The sequence below is a fragment of the Roseibium litorale genome (assembly GCF_014842915.1).
Lineage (GTDB): Bacteria > Pseudomonadota > Alphaproteobacteria > Rhizobiales > Stappiaceae > Roseibium > Roseibium litorale.
Window position 1 is genome coordinate 90223 of sequence record NZ_JACYXI010000013.1, and the last position, 18863, is coordinate 109085.

The following is an 18863-nucleotide window of genomic DNA, read 5'->3' on the forward strand; positions in this document are numbered from 1 at the left end:
CTCTTCCATTAAGGCCGAAGTCAGGAGACAGAGGGGGGTGAACCCTTACGGCAAAGGGACCGTTGCTGCGGGAAGCACCGCTTCCGCCAAAGCCTCCAAAACCCTCTCCGTCACCCTAACAGCCCGGTCAGATTCCGGGCGCCGTGAAGCACCCTGACGATCCGCACCTCATCCCCGGCTTCCAGAAAGAAAATCAGATAATGTCCGTGCCGGGCGGAGCGCAGGCCGGGATGGAGATCGTCACGCGCGGGAAAAGCCTTGGGATGTCTTGCGGCTTCGTGCAGCTTGGCCTCGATCTCCGCCAGAAATGTCAAGGCCCGCTCCGGATTGTCCTGCGCGATGAAATCGCAAATCCCGATCAGGTCATCCCTTGCGACAGGGAGAAGGACAAGGCGCGGCACGGGTCAGGATTTTGCTGTGTAGCGGGCGCGAAGCTCTGCGAAGACCTGATCTGCGGCAAGCGCAGGTCCGCTGTCCAGGCCCGCCTTGACCGCCGCACGCAAGGCTTCCAGCTCCTGCCGCTCTGTATCCCGGCTGCGGGCCCATTCGCGCAGGGCCTCCCGGATCACCTCACTGGCCGAGGCATATTCGCCTGTCGCGACCGTGCGGCGCAGCGTTTCGGCCATCTCCGCCGGCATGGTGATCGTCATTCTTTCGACTGCGGACACGGCTCTACCTCCTGCTCGACCAGCATATCCTATCATACTTGGTATGCGGAAAACAGATTTGCCCCCTGCCCGCGCAGGACGCCCCTACCCCGCCGTCTCCGGCAGTTCCTGCGGCCAGGTGACCACGTGGTGCTCGTAGTCCTCAAGGGCCATGCCCGCTTCGCTGACCGTGCGGCCCTGCACCGACACACCGGCCTGGTGCACCGTGTCCGGATCGCCCGAGACCAGCGGGTGCCACCAGTAGAGGTCCTGGCCGTCGCGGATCAGCCGGTAGGCGCAGGTGGGCGGCAGCCAGGTCAGGGTTTTGACTTCTTCGACGTTAAGCTGGATGCAGTCGGGCACAGTTGCCTGCCGGTTGGGATAGTCGCGGCAGCGGCAGCTGTCCCCGTCCAGAAGCTCGCAGGCCACATCCGTCCAGACAATCGCGCCGGTGTCCCAGTCCTCCAGCTTGTTCAGGCAGCAGCGGGCGCAGCCATCGCACAAGGATTCCCACTCCGGCCCGGTCATCTGCTCCAGGGTCTTTTGCTTCCAGAACGGTTGCGTCTCTGGATTTTCAGGGGAAACGATTGATTTCATCGGCGGTTTCGAGTTCCTTTGGCACCGGGGTTCTGCGAGCAAGCGTCCGGGCGTATCATGCCCGCGCTTCTGACGCAAAGCGAAGGCCGTACGGGTGGTTGAGGACGACAAGAGCAAAGGCCCGGAACACGGGGACAGCAGCCAGCCGCCGCCAAACGGCGGGCGGGACGCCGTGCCGCGCAACCGGCGCAGCTTTGGCCAGTTTCTGCTCGGCATTGACGCCTTTGTCGACACGGCGCTGTGGCACACCGGCAGCTTTCTGCGCCGGGGGCTGGAAGGCTATGATGCGTTCCTGCGCCGGTTCCGTGCGCGCGGCATCTGGAAGGCGCTGGCGGAGATCGGCTCGGAGAGCGTCACCTGGGGCGCGGTCGGCTTCGTCATTCTGCTCGCCTTCGCGCAGCCTGCCATGGAGGCGACCCGCTCCTCCGACTGGCGCACCACCGATGATTTCGCCGTCACCTTCCTGGACCGGTTCGGCAAGGAAATCGGCAAGCGCGGCATCGTTCTGAACGACACCGTGCCGCTGGAGGAAATTCCCGACAGCCTGGTCAAGGCGACGCTGGCCACCGAAGACCGGCGGTTCTTCGTCCATTTCGGCATCGATTTCCTCGGCACCTTCCGGGCGATTGTCGAAAATGCGCGTGCAGGCGGCGTGGTGCAGGGCGGGTCTTCGCTCACCCAGCAGCTGGCCAAGAACCTCTTCCTGACCAATGAGCGGACGCTGGGCCGCAAGATCAAGGAGGCGTATCTGGCCTTCTGGCTGGAAGCGAACCTGACCAAGCAGGAAATCCTGAAGCTTTATCTCGACCGCGCCTATATGGGCGGCGGCGTCTTCGGCGTGACCGCCGCGTCCGAATTCTACTTCAATAAAAATGTGCGCGAGCTGACGCTGGCCGAAAGCGCCATGCTGGCGGGGCTCTACAAGGCGCCGACCAAATATGCCCCGCATATCAACCTGCCCGCTGCCCGCGCCCGCGCCAACGAGGTGCTGACCAACATGGTCCAGGCCGGGTTCCTGACCGAGGGCCAGGTGATCGGCGCGCGCAGGCACCCCGCCGTCGCCGTCGACCGGTCCCAGGACCAGCTGCCGGAGTATTTCCTCGACTGGGCGCTGGAAGAGGTCAAGAAACTGGCCCGCCGGGTTCCGGCCCTTGCCCGCGACCGGATCGTGACCGTGCGCACCACCTTCGACCCGGCCCTGCAGAAACAGGCGGATCTGGCGGTGGAAACCGTGCTGCGGGAAAATGCGGCCGAGCGGGACGTGAAGGAAGCAGCGCTCACCGCCATGACGCCGGACGGCGCGGTGGTGGCCATGGTCGGCGGGCGCTCCTATGGCGAGAGCCAGTTCAACCGGGCGGTCAATGCCCTGCGCCAGCCGGGCTCCTCCTTCAAGCCCTTCGTCTATATGACCGCCTTCATGAACGGCTATTCGCCCGCAAGCATCGTTCCGGATGCACCGATTTCCATCGGCGGCTGGAGCCCGCGCAACTATTCCGGCGGCTTCTCCGGCCCGGTCACGCTGAAGAACGCGCTCACCCGCTCGATCAACACCGTGCCGGTGCGCCTGGCCCAGGCGGTGGGCCGGGACAAGATCGTCGAGACGGCCTATGCCATGGGCATCACCAACGAGTTGAAGATCTCCAAGTCCCTGCCCCTTGGCGCCTCGGACGTGTCGATCATCGACATGGCGGCGTCCTATGCCACCTTCGCCAATGGCGGCTTCCGGGCCGCGCCCTATGGCATTCTGGAAGTGACCAATGGCGCCGGACAGGTGATCTATGACCACGACCGGGACGAGGTGGCCGCCAAGCGGGTTCTGCCGGCGGACAAGGTCGCCGAGATGAACGATATTCTCGTCAATGTGGTGCAGAACGGCACCGCAAGACGCGCGCAGATCGAAGGCGTTGTCGCCGCCGGCAAGACCGGCACCACCTCCGCCTACCGGGATGCCTGGTTCGTCGGCTACACGGGCAATTTCGTCGCCGCCGTCTGGATGGGCAATGACGATTTCACCTCCACACGGCGGGTCACCGGCGGCTCGCTTCCGGCCACCATCTGGCAGATCCTGATGAACTATGCCCATCAGGACATTGATCTGACGCTCATTCCCGGTGTCGACCCGGAGGCCTATCACATCACCACCAAGGCCGTTGCCCGCACGGAAGAAGAAAACCGCCCGGCGCCCCGGCTGCTGAAGCGGCAGACCCAGTCGGTGCTGGAAGAGATCGGCGAAGCGCTCAAGGCCATCGCGCCGCGGACCTCTGCCGCGGTTCAGCTTCCCGGCGGCGCAGAGGACGGGGTGAGCGCCCAATGACCGCCCTGCCGAAACTGCCGCGCCCGGAGCCGGTTCTGTTCGACCCGAAGACGGGCCGGCCGAGGAATGTGGAGGCGGACTGGTATGATCCCGCCCTGCCCCGCATTCTGCGCCCGCGCCGCGCCGCGCCGGTACAGACGCTTGTGCTGCTGTGCCTCATCCTTCTGGCAGGCACGCTGACCGGCATTGCAACCGCCTTCCTGATGATCGAGCGGGAGCGGCCCTTCCTGGCGGTGAACATCGGCCCCTGGTCTGCGCATCCGAAAGCGGGAACCGCCGAGGCAGATCCCTATTCGGTTGCCATCTACACACGCGGCGCCCGGGTGCCGCTGGCCTCCGGCGAGGGGCTTGCCCTGACTGCCCGCTCCGATTCCACCGGCGCGCGGCTCGATCCGCGTTGCTCCTACAGGATCTCCGGCCAGACACCCGCGGCCCGGCTGTGGACCCTGACCTCTTCCGATGGCTATGGGCGCCTGAGCCCGACCCTGGCGGCCCGCGAAAGCATCGACAGCCGCCAGGTGCTGCGCCATGCGGACGGCAGCTTCGACATCACCGCCTCCATCCGCCCACGCTCGGGCAACTGGCTGCCGCTTCCCGCCGCCCCCACTGAGAACGCAGGCCTCATGTTCACGCTCCGGATCTATGACGCGCCCATCACCACGGGGGCTGCGCTGGATGGGGTGACCATGCCGGATATCGTGAGGCTCAGCTGCCCATGACCTTGTCCACCCGCATGACCTGGGCGATCAGCCTGCTGGCCACCTTCTGCGTGGCGGTGATCGTCCATATCCTCGTGGTGCTGACTATTCCGCTCAATGTGGTCCACAGCGCCTATACGGATGTGGGCTCCTTCGGCCCGGACCGCAGCTTCAACCTCTTGCCGGACGTGAAACCGGGAGAGGAACCGCTGCCCGCGCTTGATCCGGCCATGAAACACGCGTCCTGCCGCTTCAGCCTGGCGGACGGGCCGGTGCTCTTCACCGCCGCGGTTCCCTCGCCCTTCTGGTCCATCGGCGTCTTCAACGAGGCGGGAGAAGCGGTCTACAGCCTGAACAACCGCACGGCAGGCTCGGACATCCTGTCCATGCTGGTGATCACCAGCGAGCAGCTGTCGATCCTGCGCGAGAACCCGCCGGAAGACCTGGACGAACTGATCGTGATCGAGACAAACCCCATGAACGGCTTCGCCCTCCTGCGCGCCTTCGTGCCGGGCAATTTCCAGTCCGGCGAAATCGAAACAGCGCTGAAGACGTCTTATTGCGGGGGATTGTGAGGGGGATTAACCGCCTAAAACCTCCGTAAAAAACTCTAGCTATTTGACTAAATACAACAAGAAAATCAAAAGAAGCGTGACACACTCTTTTTTGTTCCTATTTCGTTCTTGACTCTTTATCTCACCTTCCTAAATATTTATTGGACGAATGCAGCTGAGACTAGAATGGATTCACGCATTGCGATTTTCGCAAGAAAATTTGCGAAAATCGCAATGCGTGATAGACTTTCATCTAGGATGACGAAGCGTGTTTGCCTGAGATTCGGACTTGGACCAGAAATGGGAAGCACATGATTGGCGAGATCTCGCCAACTGGATTGGCGGGCGACTTAGAGTGTTGGATTTGCGCGCCTTATAGCGACTTGATTGAGTTTTCGATCTTCATAACCTCTTTCAACTTCTCATTTTAGAGACCTACAAAAATAGAACACAGTTTGAAAACTTCAAGTTTTGAACAATTTGGCCTGTAACCACGGAGGAGAATGATGGCTACGTCAATTGATGTTGCAGCTGCTTTCGTGGATTTAAGCAGCGAAAAGCTGTCGCATCTTGCCCTTCAGAAATACGTATATCTAGCTCACATGCTTTATGCTGGCGAGAACAACAACGCTTGCCTTGTGGATGATGGGCCGTTCCAGGCGTGGGACTATGGGCCAGTGTCTCCAAAGCTTTATCAAAAACTACGGGGTTTCGGTTCTGCGCCGATCCCAAGGGTAATGCTGCACGGCGCAAAAGAACTACAACCCGCACAATTACGTGCAGTGCAGGAAGTATGGAACGCTTTGTCGAATGCAACTGCGGCAAGGCTGGTTGAAATCACTCATGATCCGAGGGGAGCTTGGGCTCAAGTGTATCAGCCAGGAGTAAGGGGACTGCAGATTGGGCAGCAAGAAATCTTAGATGAGTTCAAAAGAAGATCCGCCTAGCACAAAACCTAGTCTTAAAAAATTCTTTGAATCTTCACCGCAGAGCGCCGGAGAAGCAAGAGAGATTGCCCGACTATCTGAAGAGGTCGAGCAACTCAAAGACAAGCTTGGCGAAGTAATATTTCTATCCACATTCATAATATTCTTTCTTGTTGATTTATTCATATTTCCAGATCTGCAAACTTGGTCATCGCCAATTATAATAGGATTGTTTGAATTTGCTTTCTTGTTCATTCTCGCGCGCATTTGCCGTGTCAATGACATATTAGTTCTAACCGAGCTAATATTCGATGGAATTGAGCGATACAAAGGAAATAAGGATAAATCCGACAAGGACTCCTGATCGTCTTATCGTTGAGTCAAAAACAACTTAGAATCGCCCCCCTCACTTCACAGGCGCCGGCCGTTCCAGGCCCCAGCCGGTGTAGATGCGGGACCGGCGGCCTTCTGTTTCGCCGGTGGCGGCGTCTGATGGCAGGGCGCAGCCGTCGGGCAGGATCGAGGCTTCCGCTTCCAGGGTCCGCACCGCCTTGTCGGTCTGATACATGCGGTTGCCGGTCGGGGTTTCGATTTCCAGCCCGTCCAGCGCCTTCTGATAGGCCTTGATGCGGTAGCCGATGGCCTGGGCCACCCAGGCGGTCATCACCCGGTTCTCATAGACCCGGGCCTTGGCGCCGTCATAGGTTTCCTGGGTCACCACCTGGCGGCTGGAGAGGGCGCGCAACCTCTCGTCATCAGCCGCGCGCACCCGCATTGCCACCTCGCAGAACGGGCGGATCAGCTCGGCATCGCCCCTGGCATCCGCCGCCAGCCGGTCGTAGCGGGCGTTGGAGGAGCGGAATTTGTCCGAACTCAGGAAAATATAATATAGGTCCGGCGGCACGCGGCCTTCGGCTTCTGGAATGTTCCGGGTCCGGGCCATTTCAACGATGGTCCCGCCGATCCAGTCCTTGGTCCAGGGCGGGCGGATCAGTCCCCAGCCCCGGTCGCGCAAAAGGTTCTCGTCGTCGGTGTAGTTGAATTTCGAGACAGGGTCGCCCCGGTAGCGGGCCGCCAGCTCGCCGGTCTGCATCATGACCTTGTCATGGAGAACGCTCGGGCGGGCCCGGTCGAAGTCACCGGTCGGGCGGCTGCAGGCGGCAACGGCCAGCAGCGGCAGAACCGTCAGCAGGCGCAGGCAGGAGGGAACGTCGGCCCTCTTCCTGCCGCAAGCGCGATCCCTTAAGGCGCGCATATCTGTCCGTCTGCCGAGCCCCATGGGGCATCTCCGATGCAAGAGCGTGTCCTCACCGGAGCGCGGCAGATCAGAAGCTTTCCTGATCTCCTGCCCGCGTGCCGGTCACCTGACCGATGGTCGCGATTCGTGCGGCAAGATCAAGACTCTCGTGCTCGTAACGGACACCGGGGAAGAGGACAACCTCTCCTTTGGCCCGGTCCTTGTCCGATCCGGCGGTGTTTAGGCGCGATTTCACACGGGCATGGGGCCGTGGCGCGGATGCGAAGTCCAGCAAGGTGCCCATCGTCTCCTCCTTCCAGAATGCACCGCCAGGGGCGGTTTCAGTCCAACAGGTGACGCAATACTTCCTGAAATCGATTAGGCGCCTTCAGGGTTAACAGGATGCTAACGGTTTACAGCCTATTTTATGCATTAGGCGCTCAAACGCCTGCTCTGCTGTTTGTTTTGCGTTTTAGCGAGAGCCTCGACCCAGATGAGTTTTTCCAGTCCGCCGGTGCCCCGGCGCCCCTTCGGGAAAAGTGCCCCCGCCCCCGCGGCAGGACAGCAAACTGCCGGAACACCGGCAGCCGGCTCCGCACATGCTCCAGTTGACCGCCCCGCTCACACCGCTGTTGAGGGCGGCGTGCTACGCAGTGCGACCGATCTCTATGTCAGCCGGCAGAGCCACGATCCGCACGAAAAGGCCCTCTACCGGGAACTGGCCGTCAGTTCGCTCGACCGTGTCAGCACAGAGGACCGGCGTCAGATCGCCTTTCAGCTGGTCCGCCATCCGGATGCTCCGCAGGACGTGTTGGCCCGGCTTGCCGTCGACGAGGATGCAACGACGGCCTATCCGGTGCTGCGCAACGCGCTCCATGTGGATCACGATATTTTGCTGAAACAGGCCGTTGGTGGTCCGGACAGCCTGCGCCGGGCGATCCTTGGCCGCACGGACGTGACGCTGGAGATTCTGGACGCCATCGCCGAACATGGCGGCGTCGATGCGGTGCGCGAGCTGCTGCACCATCCGGATTTCATTCTGGACGAGGAAACCGTCCACCTTCTGTGCACCCGTCACGAGATCCTGCCCGCCATAGGCAGCCAGCTGGCTGCCAGAGGCGTTCTCACCTCGCGGCAGATGATGGGCAGCTTCCTGTCCCTTGCCTCAGACCTGCGCATGGAAGCGCTGGCCTCCGCCGAGCTGACCGCCCTCGTCGCGCTCGCCCGCAACGGCGGCCGCAAGCCGCCCCGCCCGCAGATCCGGCAAGAGGTGCTGATTGAGCTGGAAAAGACGGCCCTCTCCGGCACGCCAGAGGCCTTTTCCAACCGTCTGTCCGATGCCACAGGCCTGGCCCTGGCCGCCACGTCAAAGATCGCCGGTGACAACAGCGGCGAGGCCCTCGCCGTCTGCCTGAAGGCCCTGGGGATCCCGCAGATCAGCGCGGAACGTATGTTCGTCCGGCTTCTTGGCAAGCATCTCGGCTTCCTTGAAATCCGGGGGCTTTCCGCGCTTTATGACAGCCTGAGCGAGGGAGCTGCGGTCGCGCTGGTCAATCAGTGGCGCGCCGCAGAAGAACCGGGCGCGCGGAAAGCTGGCCCGCACCAGTCACAGTATCAGGAAACCAAGCCCGCCCGCGGCAGCCGCCCTGTCACCGGCGACACGATCTGGCAGGATCTCGACGACATCGAGCGCTTGCTCCGGATCGGATGAGTGGCCGCAAAGTGCCAGTGCGTGCTGATTGAGATTTTCAGCGCAGCGAGGGAAGTGGTTTTTGAGGCGTGGCGTTTCCGCTGGCTCCCGTCTCCCCCCTTGCGGGGGAGATGCCCCCGAATGGGGGCAGAGGGGGGTATAAGCCTCACCAAAAACTGCGACTTCTGCTGAATATGCGGTAACGTCCCCCCTCTGTCAGCTATCGCTTACATCTCCCCCGCAAGGGGGGAGACGGGTGTCTGCCGCGACGGTTTCGTCCCAATACGGCCTTGGGCGGAAATCAGGATAAAAAATATCGCTGTGAACTGCTCAAAACTTGAAAAAAGCGTTCGGGTCTTCTCCGCCGGGAGCCGGGCTGTCCTCTTCGGCAAGCGGCAGGTCCACCGCGCCGTCCCGCGCTTCCACTTCCACCAGCCAGTAATCCGGGTCCATACGCGCCTCGCGCGCCAACCGTGCCGTGACGGCTTCCTGGTCCACGCTGGAGAGGACTTTCTCGAACAGGCGCCCCTGGGGCTGGTCCATGAACATGGCCTGGGGCGCGGGACCATAGAGATCCAGCGTGCCGTCCATCCGGTCGACGGAGATGAAGACCGCCCCGGCTTCCGCCGCGCCCTTGCGCGAGACCGAGGCAAAGCCGCCAGTGGCAAAGGCTTTCCGGACAAAGGCCGAAACGAAGAAGTCCGATGTCACGCGCATGGCTGCACTCCAGATGGCCCAAACCGGTCCGCCAGGCGGAAAAGCCGAGCCTGATCCTTACTGGGGGATGGTGGCGCCGCTGACCAGTTCCAGCCGGGCCACAACTGCGTCGGACGGATTTCCGGTAATTGGCAGGCCACGGTCCAGCTCGAAGCGCCTGATGGCGCTGGACGTGTTTTCTCCCATCACGCCATCAGCCCGCAAGGGACCATAACCGAGATCTGACAGAAGTTCCTGGATCTTTGCCAGACGCCGGTTTTCCGGCGGCACATTCAGCACTGGCACTGGCGCCGGCGGAACAGGTGCGGTGTTTGCAGACGGAGAGGACACAGGGGCCGGAACGCTGGCGGTCACCCGGACGGGAGGCACATAGGTGTCCTCCTCCGCGGGTTTGGGCACCGGAACGGGCCCGCCTGCGATGGGAGCAGGGATCGTGCCCTGCAGAACGATCAGCGCCAGAAGCCCTTCGCTGGGCTGGCCGGTTTCCGGTTTGCCCTGAAGGCGCTCGTAATGACGGATGGCCCGCTCCGTCGCAGGCCCATTGATGCCGTCCAGCGGCCCCTCGTAGATGCCGACACGGCGCAAGGCATTCTGCAGCTCAAGCACAAGGCTCGAAACCTCAGGCGTCTCGGCCGTTCTGCGGTCCTGAGGCTCGATTATCACGGGACGTTCGCGGGTGGCGTACAGCGGAGCGGGATGACGCCCGGTCTGCAAGCCGACCGCGTTGGCAATGATCAGGCACCCGGTCAAGGCCATGACGGCAGCCCCGCCAGCTGCCACGGGATTGTCCCGCGCCAGGCTGCCAGCCCGCGACATCAAGCCTTCCGGCTCCCGCACTTGTTCCTGCCGCCGTTTCCGGCTCATGCACCGCGCCTCCGTTATGCGCTTTTCCGTTTTACCGCCGGATTGTCTCCGGCTTGTTCGATTGGGCCATTCCCGCGGCTGCCGGTTTTCCGGCTCGCCGCAGGCAGATAGACTTCTGCAAGGGTTCCCTTGCCTGGGCGGCTCTCCACTTTCAGGCTGCCGCCATGAAGGGCGGCCAGACCCTTGACTATGGAAAGACCAAGGCCGCAGCCGGGCGTGCTGGCCGCGTTGCGCCCCTCAAGGCGCGCGAAGGGCTGGCCAATCCGCTCGATCTGATCGCGGGCGATCCCCTCGCCCTCATCACTCACACTCAGCACCACCAGTGCGCCCTCCCGGCGGATGCCGAGCGCCACCTTGCCGCCCTCGGGCGAAAACTTGATGCCGTTGCTGACCAGATTGATCAGGATCTGCCGCAGGGCGCGCTTGTCGGCGGCAAGTGCCGGCAGACCGTCCAGGGAGGGCAGAACCAGCAAAACGCCATTTGCCTCGGCTTCCGGTTTCAGCATGGCCGCGCAGCTCTGTACAAGATCGGCGAGATCCACCGGTTCGATGGCCAGCTTGACCGAACCGGTTTCCAGCCGTGAGCTGTCGAGGATTTCGTCCACCACCTGCAGGAGATGCAAGCTTGAGCGGTGAATGAGGTCGGCGTATTCGCGCCCGGCCGGGCCACTGCTGCCTTCGGCGGAACCGTTCCGCAGCATGCTGGAAAAGCCGATGATGGCGTTGAGCGGGGTGCGCAGCTCATGGCTGGCGCTGGCGATGAACCGGGTCTTCTGAAGACTGGCTTCCTGCGCATTGCGGAAGGCCAGCTGCAGTTCCTCGTCGCGGGCCCGGCTGCCGGTGATGTCCTCAAGCGTCAGGCACAAGGTCCCCTCAGCCAGATCCGGCCCATTGGCAGGGCGGATGGTCAAGGCAGTCCAGACATAATCCGCAAGGCCCGCCTCGCCCGGCTGGGCGGCCCCGTAGCGCAGCCGGAGCTCGACACGGCACTCCTTGCCGGTCTCGCGCACATTGGACAGTCCTGTCAGATAGAGCGGGCGGTCCATGACATGGAGCCGCTGGAACAGCCAGTCGCCACGGGCAAGGCGCGGGTTCAGATCCAGGAGCTTTTCAAGCGAGCCACCGATCACATCCGTCGTTCCATCGTCGGAAAGTGTGCAGGTGACGCTGCCAATCGTGCCGTTGAACAGGCGCTGACGGGCCGCCGTCTGCTCCAGAAGCCTACGTGACCGCGCCTGATCAGCCGCCAGACGGAATGCAAGAATGCTCATGTAAAGACAGGCGGCGATGGCCGAGATCAACAGCCCGCTGCCGCCAGCCACTTCATAAGCCGCATCCGCTGAGGGGAAAACAGCCAGGGCCAGCACGATTGCCGCACATCCCGCTGTTGCCCCGGCAATCACCTTGCGCGCCCCCGACAGGGCCGCTTCCAGGGGGACAATGGTCAGCCAGATAAGAGCAAAGGAATGAACGCCCCCGGTCATCAGGCAGATGCCGGTCAGGAAACAGGCGAAAACCGTGGCGGACCCGGCATGTGCCCGCACGAGGTCACCGGTCTGGCTCAGGTAGAGAGCCAGCGGAAGCTGGGCCAGCATCCAGGCGAGCGCGAGCGCTGCCGGAAGGTTGGTGGCACCGAAAAACGCCAGATAAAGCGGGAGAACCAGAAGAGCCATTGAGCCCGACGCCAGACATCCAGCCAAAAACGAGCGATGGCGCGGCAAGGCAATGGGGTCATCGGCCACAGCCGGATGCACCCAGGCCTCCAGCCAGACGGCCAGGGAATCGGTCAGACCCGAAAACGTCGAAATGTGGTTACGCACGCTACTCTACCAAGCCCAAAAACGCGGGCAACAGAACCAGTTGGTGGAAACATTTTTGCCGCCGACCACTTAAGGAACGATAAAGGATAGGGATTTGAGCTTCCAGGAAGGCAAAAAAGAAGTCTTGTCAGAGGCTTGCGGGCCAATCGGTAAAATTTGAATCAAATTCGCCTAAAAACTGGCTCAAATACATGTTTCATTTGATGAAAATCGCACGATGGGATGCAACCCGGCTTTCGGATGTGGGTGCTAATGTGGCCTCATAACGAAAAGCGCAGACGCCGGTGTGGCGGACTTCGCTGCCGAAAGTCTGAACTCTAAGGGTAGCATCATGTTCTTTCTCTTGAGGACCGCGTTCTGGCTGACGCTGGTACTGGCCTTGATCCCGATTGGATCGGGAGGAAGCGACAGTGAAACGAAATCAATTGATCCGGTTGCCGCGTATTTCGCTGCGCAAGCCGCCGTATCTGACCTCAGCGGCTTCTGCGACCGCAACCCAGCGGCGTGTGAAACCGGCAGCGAGGCCATCTCTGCAATAGGTGCCCGCGCCCGGGATGGTGCCCGCATCGTCTATGAATACCTGGACACGCAAGTCGCTGACGAAAAGTCCGGAACCGGTCAGGGCTTCTCCGACCAGCCAGGCCTTGTCACCGGCTCTATTCCGGAACAGGTGATCGAGGTTCACGGCTCCAAGGAAGCTGCGCCCAAAGGCGGCACCTTGACTGAGCAGGATCTCACCTTGCCCTGGAAAGCAGCCAAGTCGGCGAAAGTCCGGACCGAAACTCCAATTGGGCCGCTGCCCCGGCCCAACCCTCGCGCAGGCTAAAAGCCTTGAGGGGCCGTTTTTAGGGAGCAGCAGGCGCTCCTCTCGAAAAACGGTTGTTTGCGCCACCGCCTGCCGAACCGGCAACGGATCCAGGATCCTGCGCTGCAACGGTTTTGACGGCCTCACTGAAGCGGATCTTGCCGCACGCCGCAGATGGTATGCTGCCCATTCCATCTGCGGCGCCTTTTCAGTGGCCCGCCCGGCAGTGTCCCCGTCCTGGCCGGAAGACCGCACGCCTTAAAGGCAAGAACAAAAACTTTCCCGGGTTTTTCCGGGCTTCCGGTTTTCAGAAGCGCCCTCCGGGTCTATATCAGGCAAAGACTTGGTGCCCGCGGCTTGCCGGAGCGCCCCCAATTCTCCGTTCGCACGCAGGGCCTGCCGCAGATCATGACGACTTCTCTGGACGATATTCTCGAAAGCTTCGACTTCCTCGACGATTGGGAAGACCGGTACAAGTATCTGATCGATCTTGGCAAAGAGCTGCCCGGCCTGCCGGAAGCCGAGAAGACCGAGGCCAACAAGGTGCGCGGCTGCGTTTCGCAGGTCTGGCTGGTGACGGAAACGAGCAAGGACAGCGAAGGCAGACCCGTCCTTACCTTCCGCGGGGATAGCGACGCGCTTATCGTTCAGGGGCTGGTCGCAATCGTGCTGGCTCTTTATTCCGGCAAGACCGCCGCTGATGTGCTTGAGACGGATGTGGACGCCCTGTTCAACCGTCTCGGCCTCAAGGAGCATCTGACGCCGCAGCGCTCCAACGGCCTGAAGTCCATGGTCGGCCGCATCCGCGCCGATGCCGAACGGGTGCTCGCCGAAGCCGTCTGACAGCAGTTGCCTTCACCAGATCAATGCCGCTCGGCCACTATCCTTCTTGAGCGGTCCGGTGCGGTTACCCTATAGCCATAGCGGTCTGCCAATCCATCCAAAGCGATCTGCAGAACGACCTTGGCCGAGCGGGCTGGCCATCCGCGTTCAGCCTCGACGGTTTCGAGCCCCTTGAGGTGGCAGCAAACGTCGATCAGGAGGCCCGCCAGCACCGGCTGAAGGGAGCCCAGCACCCGCTCCACCCGCTTCTGGGCAGCAAGAACGTCGTCGGTCATATCCGCACCTGAACCGCCCCCTGCCCCTCTTTGCCCCAGAGGCGCTTCCACGCGCCATCCTCCGGCCATGGCGGGCATAAGGCGCGCAAAGCTATAGTCGGCGCGCAGCCGTTCGCCCGCTTCGACCTGAGCCCTGTCCAGCAAGGCCTTGCCGCTTCTATCCCGCCGCTTGGCCAGCCAGGCAAGCGGGCTCTCAGAGAGATTAATGCCTACCATGGCCTCCCCTTCTCCTGAGGGCGACGGGCGCGGTTCAACTGCCATTTCCCGGTGCTGGTCCTGAAAACCGCCACCGCTCAACAAGCGGCGCAAGGTTTGACGCCCCGTACCCGACAAGCAGAAGCGCCCGTCTTCCCGGCCCGAAAGGACCCCGCGCGAGGTCAGGGACCGCAAGAGGCCTTCGCCAACAGGCCGCGGCGCCCGGTTTGGCGCGCAAAGCCATGTCTCTCCCGTGTCGCTGTCGCGCCGGATTTCGCCCCCTGGCGAGGCTAGCACCTTCAGGAGACGGACCAATTCCCTGCCCGGAAGACCGTCAGCTGCCGTGTCTTTTTCCACCATCACACCAGTCCTCCCAAATGTCCGATTGCCGGATCGTCTTCAAGCGTCACAAGGCCCTCGATGGATTTGACGAGCCTGTCGAATTCCGGATCTTCACGGCGCTCTTCAATCGTCCGGCAGGCGTGCGCGACGGTTGAGCGGTCCCGGTTGTAGCGGCGCGCCACCTCCGAGCGAGACAGCTCAAGCACCACATGGGCGATATACATGACGAGTTGCCGCGCCTCGCACACATGCATCTTGCCCCGGGTGTTGCGGTAGAGTTCCTCCGGCATGATGCAATAGGCGCGGGCGGCATAGCCTTCGGCCAGATGCAGATGCGCCTGAATGCGATTGCGCCGGATCAGCCAGATAAATGATTTCCGCTCGTACCCCCCAATAGGCTGCCGCGTTTCAAAAGGCCGCATTACTGCCATTGCACCCCTCCACTCCCGCAGGATCCAAGCCTTCCCGACCTAGGCTTATTTTCCTACAAGTGTAGCAATGCAATTCATGGTTAGGGATAAGTTTCCTAGCAACCTTAAAACCGTGCGATCCTCGCTTTGTGATAAAGTACATCGAATATAAATTAAGTAATTGAATTTAATTGTATTTTTCAATCAGCCGCCGAAACCGAATCTGATTGTGCGCACGGCCCTCCTCAACCTGCGCTGAGGGACAAGTTTTCGCGCCTGCGAAAAACCTGACAAATCAGGCGGTTTCGCGTGGCCGGAACCCTGCGGAGAATAAAAAAGCCGCCCGGAAACCGGACGGCTTTCTTTCATTTCGAAAGACTGTGGAAATCTGTCTCCGCGCCTGCTGCGCTTAGCGGGACCGCTTGCGCTGCTGGCCGAGACCCATCTTCTTGGCCAGTTCCGAACGGGCTGCAGCATAGTTCGGAGCAACCATCGGATAGTCGGCGCCCAGATCCCACTTCTCGCGGTATTCTTCCGGGGTCATGTCGTAGTGCGTGCGCAGATGGCGCTTCAGCGACTTGAACTTCTTACCGTCTTCAAGACAGATAATGTAGTCCGGCATGACGGACTTCTTTACTGGAACGGCAGGCTTCAGCGGCTCCGGCTCAGGCTCGCTCACCGTACCGGACGTGCGCTGCAGAGCACCGTAAACTTCGTTGATCAGGCTCGGCAGATCAGAAGATGCCACGGTGTTGTTGCTGACATAAGCGGAAACAATATCTGCTGTCAGATCAATAAGGTTTGCATCTACCGGACTATCAGTCATTTTTCACCCGTTCTGTAGCCATTTTCGAAATATTTTCCCATCAAGCGAGAAGATTGGCTTCAAGGACCCGGAGCACAGTCAGGTTTACTTCGGCGCTCGCGAATGGAAAAGCGATTCTACTTAACGGAAACGATGGCGAACTTATATCCCTGCGCGAAACGGTCGACAACCCCTAAAAACAAAGAATTCGTTTCTGTTATCTTAGTTTCCTGTAGAAACTCTAATAACTCCAGCTTTCGGGCGGAATTCAGAACAATGAATTCATCAGTAATTGTGGCCAAAATCGTTCAAAACAAGGCGGGGCCTACAGGAAATTCTGCCCTGCAGGTAAGGTTTGTCCCATCAGTTTTTAGGACGCATCACCGTCTTGAGCTCGTCGATTTTGGTGTCTGCGCAAGGACGGTAACCGACCGCATAGGCGGCTTTTGCCAGGAGATGCGCGGAAATCGGCGCAGTCAGTAGAAAGAACACCACGCCCGCAATGGCACGCGTGACAACGCTGAGCTCACCGGCATAGACGGCCAGAGCGAGCAGCATGACACCAGAACCGAGCGTGCCGGCCTTGGAGGCCGCATGCATGCGCATGTAGACGTCCTTCAGACGCAGAACACCAACAGAAGCAACGAGAGAGAAAAGGGCGCCGGTGATCAGCATCAGGCCCACGATAATGTCGACAAACGCGCTCATTGCCCGGCCTTTCTGCGTTCAATGCTTTCCTTGACTTCCTGCAAGATCGTCTTGTCCCCGGCAAGGCCGCGGTTCAGGACGAAACGGGCAAAGGCCACCGTTGCCAGGAAACCGACCAGACCCAGAGTAATCGCAATATCCAGATACAGGTAGTAATCGGTCAGGACCCCGATGGCGGCAATAAAGCCGATCCCGACAGCGACAAGCATGTCGAGCGCGACGATCCGGTCCGGAAGTGTCGGCCCCTTGATGGTGCGCACGACGATCAGGATGAAGGAGACCGTCAGGATCGCCAGAGCGATATGCACACAGGCATCCAGGAATGTGCCCGCAAAGGCCTCAAAGGCTGTCATCGGAACACCTCCAGGATCTTGCGTTCAAAACCGTTCTTGATGTCATCAATGGTTCCCTGCGGATCCGGCACGTCGATGCAGTGCACGTAGAGGGTCTGCCGGTCTTCGGAGACATCCACGGACAAGGTGCCCGGCGTCAGGGTGATCAGATTGGCAAGCAGGGTGATCTCGAAGTCGCTCTCAACCGTCAGGGGATAGGCAATGATGCCCGGCTGCAGCTCGATCTTTGGACGGATCACGATACGCGCAACGCGCCAGGCCGACAGAACCAGCTCGTAGACGAAGAGGGCTGCAAGGCTGACAACCTTGCCCGCACGCTGGAACGAGGCAGTGGTGCCCACCTGCTCGCGGATCAGGAACAGAGCCGCGAGCGACAGCACAAAACCGAACGCCAGATTGACGACGGAGAAACTGCCGGTGACCGCGGCCCAGGACAGGGCCATCAGAATGTTGATCAGGAACAAGCCGGACATTTAGGCCCCTCCAAAGACTGAGCGCAGATAGCCCATGGGCTCGACAACACCGCTTGCGCCGCGGCTGACCAGCTGCAGCATCCATTCCGGCTGCAGGCCGATAAAGATCACCAGAGCTGTCAGGATGCCCAGCGACAGCCACAGGGCCGGAGATGACAAGGCCTTGTCGGACGGCATCAGGGCAATGGCCGTCCCGTCAGCAATCCCTTCCGGACCGCCGCGCCAGAAGGAATAGATCCAGATGCGGCCGATGGCGATGGTCGTCAGGAAGCTGGACACAAGAAGCGCGGTTGCGACCCAGATCCGGCCAGAGCTGAGCATGGCGTCCAGCAGCATGATCTTCGGCCAGAAGCCCGAGAATGGCGGCAGACCGGAGACGGCAAAGCCGAGGATCAAGAAGACCGCCGCGAAGGCGGGGCTCGCCGCATAGAGGCCACCAAGCTCGCGCAGCCGGTAGGAGCCGCCCATCAGGCGCATGATGCCTGCGGCCATGTAAAGCGCCGTCATGACGATGATCGAATGCACCGCGTAAAAGATTGCGCCGGAAATCGCCAGGGTCGTGCCGACAGCAATGCCGCCAAGCATGGAGCCGATGCCGGTGATGATCATATAACCGAGGCTGCGCCGGACTTCGCCTTGCGACAGCGCGCCCATGGCGCCGGTGATCATGGTCGCGATGGCCAACAGGGCGATGAGATCGCCCAGATCGGCGCGGGCCGCCGGCATGATCAGCACGAAGACGCGGATCAGCGCATAGACGCCAACCTTGGTCAAAAGGCCCGCAAAAACGGCCGAAACGACAATGTTCGGGGTGTGATAGGAGGCTGGCAGCCAGAAGTTGACCGGGAAAGCTGCCGCCTTCATGGCGAAGGCCAGAAGATACAGCGCAGCAATCGTCGACAGGGTTCCCGTCTCCGAACCGCTGAGAGCTGCGATCTTCTGGGAGAGATCGGCCATGTTCAACGTGCCGAAGACGCCATAAAGCAGCGCGGTTGCCACCAGGAACAGGTTGGTGCCGAGCAGGTTCAAGATGCCGTATTTCACCGTGCCATCCAGCTGGGCGCGGTCATTGCCGAGCACCAGGAGACCGTATGACGAAATCAGCAGCACTTCGAACCAGACATAGAGGTTGAAGATATCGCCGGTCAGGAATGCGCCGGACACACCGGTCATCATCAGGAGCAGGAACGGATAGAAGCCATAACGCCGCCCGGTTCCGTCCACGGAGACGGAGGCATAAAGGCCCGCGCAGAACGCAACGATGGAGGCCACCAGAGACAGCCCTGCCCCCAGCGCATCCACCGTGAAGGCGATGCCGAAGGGCGGCAGCCAGTTGCCCATGACCATGGTCAGAACGCCGCGGTCGATCACCCGCGCCAGCAAGGCGGCATTGGCAAGGACAAGCAGCCCAAGGAACCCGATGCCGATCTTCGGCTGCAGGTCCGTGTTCTTGCGCGCCATCAGGCACAAAGTGCCGCCAAGGATCGTCAGGATCGACGGAGCGATCACCAGCCAGTCACCCGGGGTGACGGGCGTGGTGTTCATGGCCTGGGCCACGAGTTCGGGATTGAGAGAAACACCGGCCATGCG

General features: G+C 61.2%; 23 protein-coding genes. 8 read left to right on the forward strand and 15 right to left on the reverse strand.

Annotated elements, in window-relative coordinates:
• Nucleotides 1–110: 110 nt before the first annotated feature.
• From IG616_RS18370 to IG616_RS18380, 3 genes are all read right to left on the reverse strand, one after another.
• Complete coding sequence (locus IG616_RS18370) at nt 111–401, reverse strand: type II toxin-antitoxin system RelE/ParE family toxin (RefSeq protein WP_192149637.1); 291 nt, start codon at nt 399–401, stop codon at nt 111–113.
• Between the two features lie 3 nt (nt 402–404).
• The gene (locus tag IG616_RS18375) at nt 405–668 is read right to left on the reverse strand and encodes a type II toxin-antitoxin system ParD family antitoxin (RefSeq protein ID WP_192149638.1); all 264 of its coding nucleotides are present in this window, start codon (nt 666–668) and stop codon (nt 405–407) included.
• 84 nt (nt 669–752) lie between these two features.
• Nucleotides 753–1244: a YcgN family cysteine cluster protein gene (locus IG616_RS18380; protein WP_192149639.1), complete on the reverse strand. Its 492-nt coding sequence runs from the start codon at nt 1242–1244 to the stop codon at nt 753–755.
• A gap of 94 nt (nt 1245–1338) precedes the next feature.
• Between IG616_RS18380 and IG616_RS18385 the strand changes: the two genes are divergently transcribed.
• From IG616_RS18385 to IG616_RS18405, 5 genes are all read left to right on the forward strand, one after another.
• Nucleotides 1339–3558, forward strand: coding sequence for a PBP1A family penicillin-binding protein (locus IG616_RS18385; protein WP_192149640.1), 2220 nt, complete (start codon nt 1339–1341; stop codon nt 3556–3558).
• Entirely contained in the window at nt 3555–4277 is a 723-nt protein-coding gene (locus IG616_RS18390) for a DUF1214 domain-containing protein (protein ID WP_192149641.1), read from the forward strand. The genes IG616_RS18385 and IG616_RS18390 overlap by 4 nt, the downstream gene beginning before the upstream one ends.
• Complete coding sequence (locus IG616_RS18395; protein ID WP_192149642.1) at nt 4274–4831, forward strand: DUF1254 domain-containing protein; 558 nt, start codon at nt 4274–4276, stop codon at nt 4829–4831. Before IG616_RS18390 ends, IG616_RS18395 begins: the two co-directional genes overlap by 4 nt.
• Before the next feature lie 485 nt (nt 4832–5316).
• Nucleotides 5317–5757: a Panacea domain-containing protein gene (locus IG616_RS18400; RefSeq protein ID WP_192149643.1), complete on the forward strand. Its 441-nt coding sequence runs from the start codon at nt 5317–5319 to the stop codon at nt 5755–5757.
• Nucleotides 5732–6100 (forward strand): hypothetical protein, encoded by a 369-nt coding sequence (locus tag IG616_RS18405; RefSeq protein WP_192149644.1) that lies wholly within the window; start codon nt 5732–5734, stop codon nt 6098–6100. The genes IG616_RS18400 and IG616_RS18405 overlap by 26 nt, the downstream gene beginning before the upstream one ends.
• 42 nt (nt 6101–6142) lie before the next feature.
• On the opposite strand, the gene IG616_RS18410 is transcribed toward IG616_RS18405, so the two are convergent.
• A complete protein-coding gene (locus IG616_RS18410; RefSeq protein WP_209007737.1) occupies nt 6143–7015 on the reverse strand; it encodes a hypothetical protein in 873 nt (290 codons plus the stop codon).
• A gap of 46 nt (nt 7016–7061) precedes the next feature.
• Nucleotides 7062–7277, reverse strand: a complete 216-nt coding sequence (locus IG616_RS18415; protein ID WP_192149645.1) for a hypothetical protein — start codon at nt 7275–7277, stop codon at nt 7062–7064.
• 339 nt (nt 7278–7616) lie between these two features.
• Between IG616_RS18415 and IG616_RS18420 the strand changes: the two genes are divergently transcribed.
• Entirely contained in the window at nt 7617–8684 is a 1068-nt protein-coding gene (locus IG616_RS18420; RefSeq protein WP_192149646.1) for a DUF2336 domain-containing protein, read from the forward strand.
• A 309-nt stretch (nt 8685–8993) separates the two neighbouring features.
• On the opposite strand, the gene IG616_RS18425 is transcribed toward IG616_RS18420, so the two are convergent.
• The 3 genes from IG616_RS18425 to IG616_RS23385 are packed head-to-tail and all read right to left on the reverse strand — an operon-like array spanning nt 8994 to nt 12064.
• The gene (locus IG616_RS18425) at nt 8994–9380 is read right to left on the reverse strand and encodes a DUF1491 family protein (protein ID WP_192149647.1); all 387 of its coding nucleotides are present in this window, start codon (nt 9378–9380) and stop codon (nt 8994–8996) included.
• A 57-nt stretch (nt 9381–9437) separates the two neighbouring features.
• Entirely contained in the window at nt 9438–10244 is an 807-nt protein-coding gene (locus IG616_RS18430) for a peptidoglycan-binding domain-containing protein (RefSeq protein WP_192149648.1), read from the reverse strand.
• A gap of 14 nt (nt 10245–10258) precedes the next feature.
• Nucleotides 10259–12064 carry an ATP-binding protein gene (locus IG616_RS23385; RefSeq protein ID WP_192149649.1) on the reverse strand — a complete coding sequence of 602 codons (1806 nt, stop codon included), beginning with the start codon at nt 12062–12064 and terminating at the stop codon, nt 10259–10261.
• Nucleotides 12065–12395: 331 nt separating this feature from the next.
• Between IG616_RS23385 and IG616_RS18440 the strand changes: the two genes are divergently transcribed.
• Nucleotides 12396–12890, forward strand: a complete 495-nt coding sequence (locus IG616_RS18440) for a DUF5330 domain-containing protein (protein ID WP_192149650.1) — start codon at nt 12396–12398, stop codon at nt 12888–12890.
• Nucleotides 12891–13277: 387 nt separating this feature from the next.
• Nucleotides 13278–13712, forward strand: a complete 435-nt coding sequence (locus tag IG616_RS18445; RefSeq protein WP_192149651.1) for a SufE family protein — start codon at nt 13278–13280, stop codon at nt 13710–13712.
• A 20-nt stretch (nt 13713–13732) separates the two neighbouring features.
• Here IG616_RS18445 and IG616_RS18450 read toward each other — a convergent pair whose 3' ends face one another.
• The 7 genes from IG616_RS18450 to IG616_RS18480 form a co-directional block, all read right to left on the reverse strand.
• Nucleotides 13733–14542 carry a DUF6456 domain-containing protein gene (locus IG616_RS18450; protein ID WP_192149652.1) on the reverse strand — a complete coding sequence of 270 codons (810 nt, stop codon included), beginning with the start codon at nt 14540–14542 and terminating at the stop codon, nt 13733–13735.
• Nucleotides 14542–14955, reverse strand: a complete 414-nt coding sequence (locus tag IG616_RS18455; protein WP_209007739.1) for a helix-turn-helix domain-containing protein — start codon at nt 14953–14955, stop codon at nt 14542–14544. Before IG616_RS18455 ends, IG616_RS18450 begins: the two co-directional genes overlap by 1 nt.
• Nucleotides 14956–15343: 388 nt before the next feature.
• Nucleotides 15344–15760: a Ros/MucR family transcriptional regulator gene (locus tag IG616_RS18460; protein WP_192149653.1), complete on the reverse strand. Its 417-nt coding sequence runs from the start codon at nt 15758–15760 to the stop codon at nt 15344–15346.
• 342 nt (nt 15761–16102) lie between these two features.
• A complete protein-coding gene (mnhG, locus tag IG616_RS18465) occupies nt 16103–16447 on the reverse strand; it encodes a monovalent cation/H(+) antiporter subunit G (RefSeq protein WP_192149654.1) in 345 nt (114 codons plus the stop codon).
• Nucleotides 16444–16800 carry a cation:proton antiporter gene (locus tag IG616_RS18470; RefSeq protein ID WP_192149655.1) on the reverse strand — a complete coding sequence of 119 codons (357 nt, stop codon included), beginning with the start codon at nt 16798–16800 and terminating at the stop codon, nt 16444–16446. Before IG616_RS18470 ends, mnhG begins: the two co-directional genes overlap by 4 nt.
• Nucleotides 16797–17273: a Na+/H+ antiporter subunit E gene (locus IG616_RS18475; RefSeq protein WP_192149656.1), complete on the reverse strand. Its 477-nt coding sequence runs from the start codon at nt 17271–17273 to the stop codon at nt 16797–16799. The genes IG616_RS18470 and IG616_RS18475 overlap by 4 nt, the downstream gene beginning before the upstream one ends.
• On the reverse strand, nt 17274–18860 hold the full coding sequence (locus tag IG616_RS18480) for a Na+/H+ antiporter subunit D (RefSeq protein ID WP_192149657.1): 1587 nt from the start codon (nt 18858–18860) through the stop codon (nt 17274–17276).
• Nucleotides 18861–18863: the final 3 nt, after the last annotated feature.

Bases quoted from the DNA above. Each gene is read 5' to 3' on its own strand.
- IG616_RS18380 (WP_192149639.1), bottom strand. From the start codon at position 1,244: ATGAAATCAATCGTTTCCCCTGAAAATCCAGAGACGCAACCGTTCTGG.
- IG616_RS18390 (WP_192149641.1), top strand. From the start codon at position 3,555: ATGACCGCCCTGCCGAAACTGCCGCGCCCGGAGCCGGTTCTGTTCGAC.
- IG616_RS18395 (WP_192149642.1), top strand. From the start codon at position 4,274: ATGACCTTGTCCACCCGCATGACCTGGGCGATCAGCCTGCTGGCCACC.
- IG616_RS18400 (WP_192149643.1), top strand. From the start codon at position 5,317: ATGGCTACGTCAATTGATGTTGCAGCTGCTTTCGTGGATTTAAGCAGC.
- IG616_RS18405 (WP_192149644.1), top strand. From the start codon at position 5,732: ATGAGTTCAAAAGAAGATCCGCCTAGCACAAAACCTAGTCTTAAAAAA.
- IG616_RS18410 (WP_209007737.1), bottom strand. From the start codon at position 7,015: ATGGGGCTCGGCAGACGGACAGATATGCGCGCCTTAAGGGATCGCGCT.
- IG616_RS18415 (WP_192149645.1), bottom strand. From the start codon at position 7,277: ATGGGCACCTTGCTGGACTTCGCATCCGCGCCACGGCCCCATGCCCGT.
- IG616_RS18425 (WP_192149647.1), bottom strand. From the start codon at position 9,380: ATGCGCGTGACATCGGACTTCTTCGTTTCGGCCTTTGTCCGGAAAGCC.
- IG616_RS18430 (WP_192149648.1), bottom strand. From the start codon at position 10,244: ATGAGCCGGAAACGGCGGCAGGAACAAGTGCGGGAGCCGGAAGGCTTG.
- IG616_RS18440 (WP_192149650.1), top strand. From the start codon at position 12,396: ATGTTCTTTCTCTTGAGGACCGCGTTCTGGCTGACGCTGGTACTGGCC.
- IG616_RS18445 (WP_192149651.1), top strand. From the start codon at position 13,278: ATGACGACTTCTCTGGACGATATTCTCGAAAGCTTCGACTTCCTCGAC.
- IG616_RS18450 (WP_192149652.1), bottom strand. From the start codon at position 14,542: ATGGTGGAAAAAGACACGGCAGCTGACGGTCTTCCGGGCAGGGAATTG.
- IG616_RS18455 (WP_209007739.1), bottom strand. From the start codon at position 14,955: ATGGCAGTAATGCGGCCTTTTGAAACGCGGCAGCCTATTGGGGGGTAC.
- IG616_RS18460 (WP_192149653.1), bottom strand. From the start codon at position 15,760: ATGACTGATAGTCCGGTAGATGCAAACCTTATTGATCTGACAGCAGAT.
- mnhG (WP_192149654.1), bottom strand. From the start codon at position 16,447: ATGAGCGCGTTTGTCGACATTATCGTGGGCCTGATGCTGATCACCGGC.
- IG616_RS18470 (WP_192149655.1), bottom strand. From the start codon at position 16,800: ATGACAGCCTTTGAGGCCTTTGCGGGCACATTCCTGGATGCCTGTGTG.
- IG616_RS18475 (WP_192149656.1), bottom strand. From the start codon at position 17,273: ATGTCCGGCTTGTTCCTGATCAACATTCTGATGGCCCTGTCCTGGGCC.
- IG616_RS18480 (WP_192149657.1), bottom strand. From the start codon at position 18,860: ATGGCCGGTGTTTCTCTCAATCCCGAACTCGTGGCCCAGGCCATGAAC.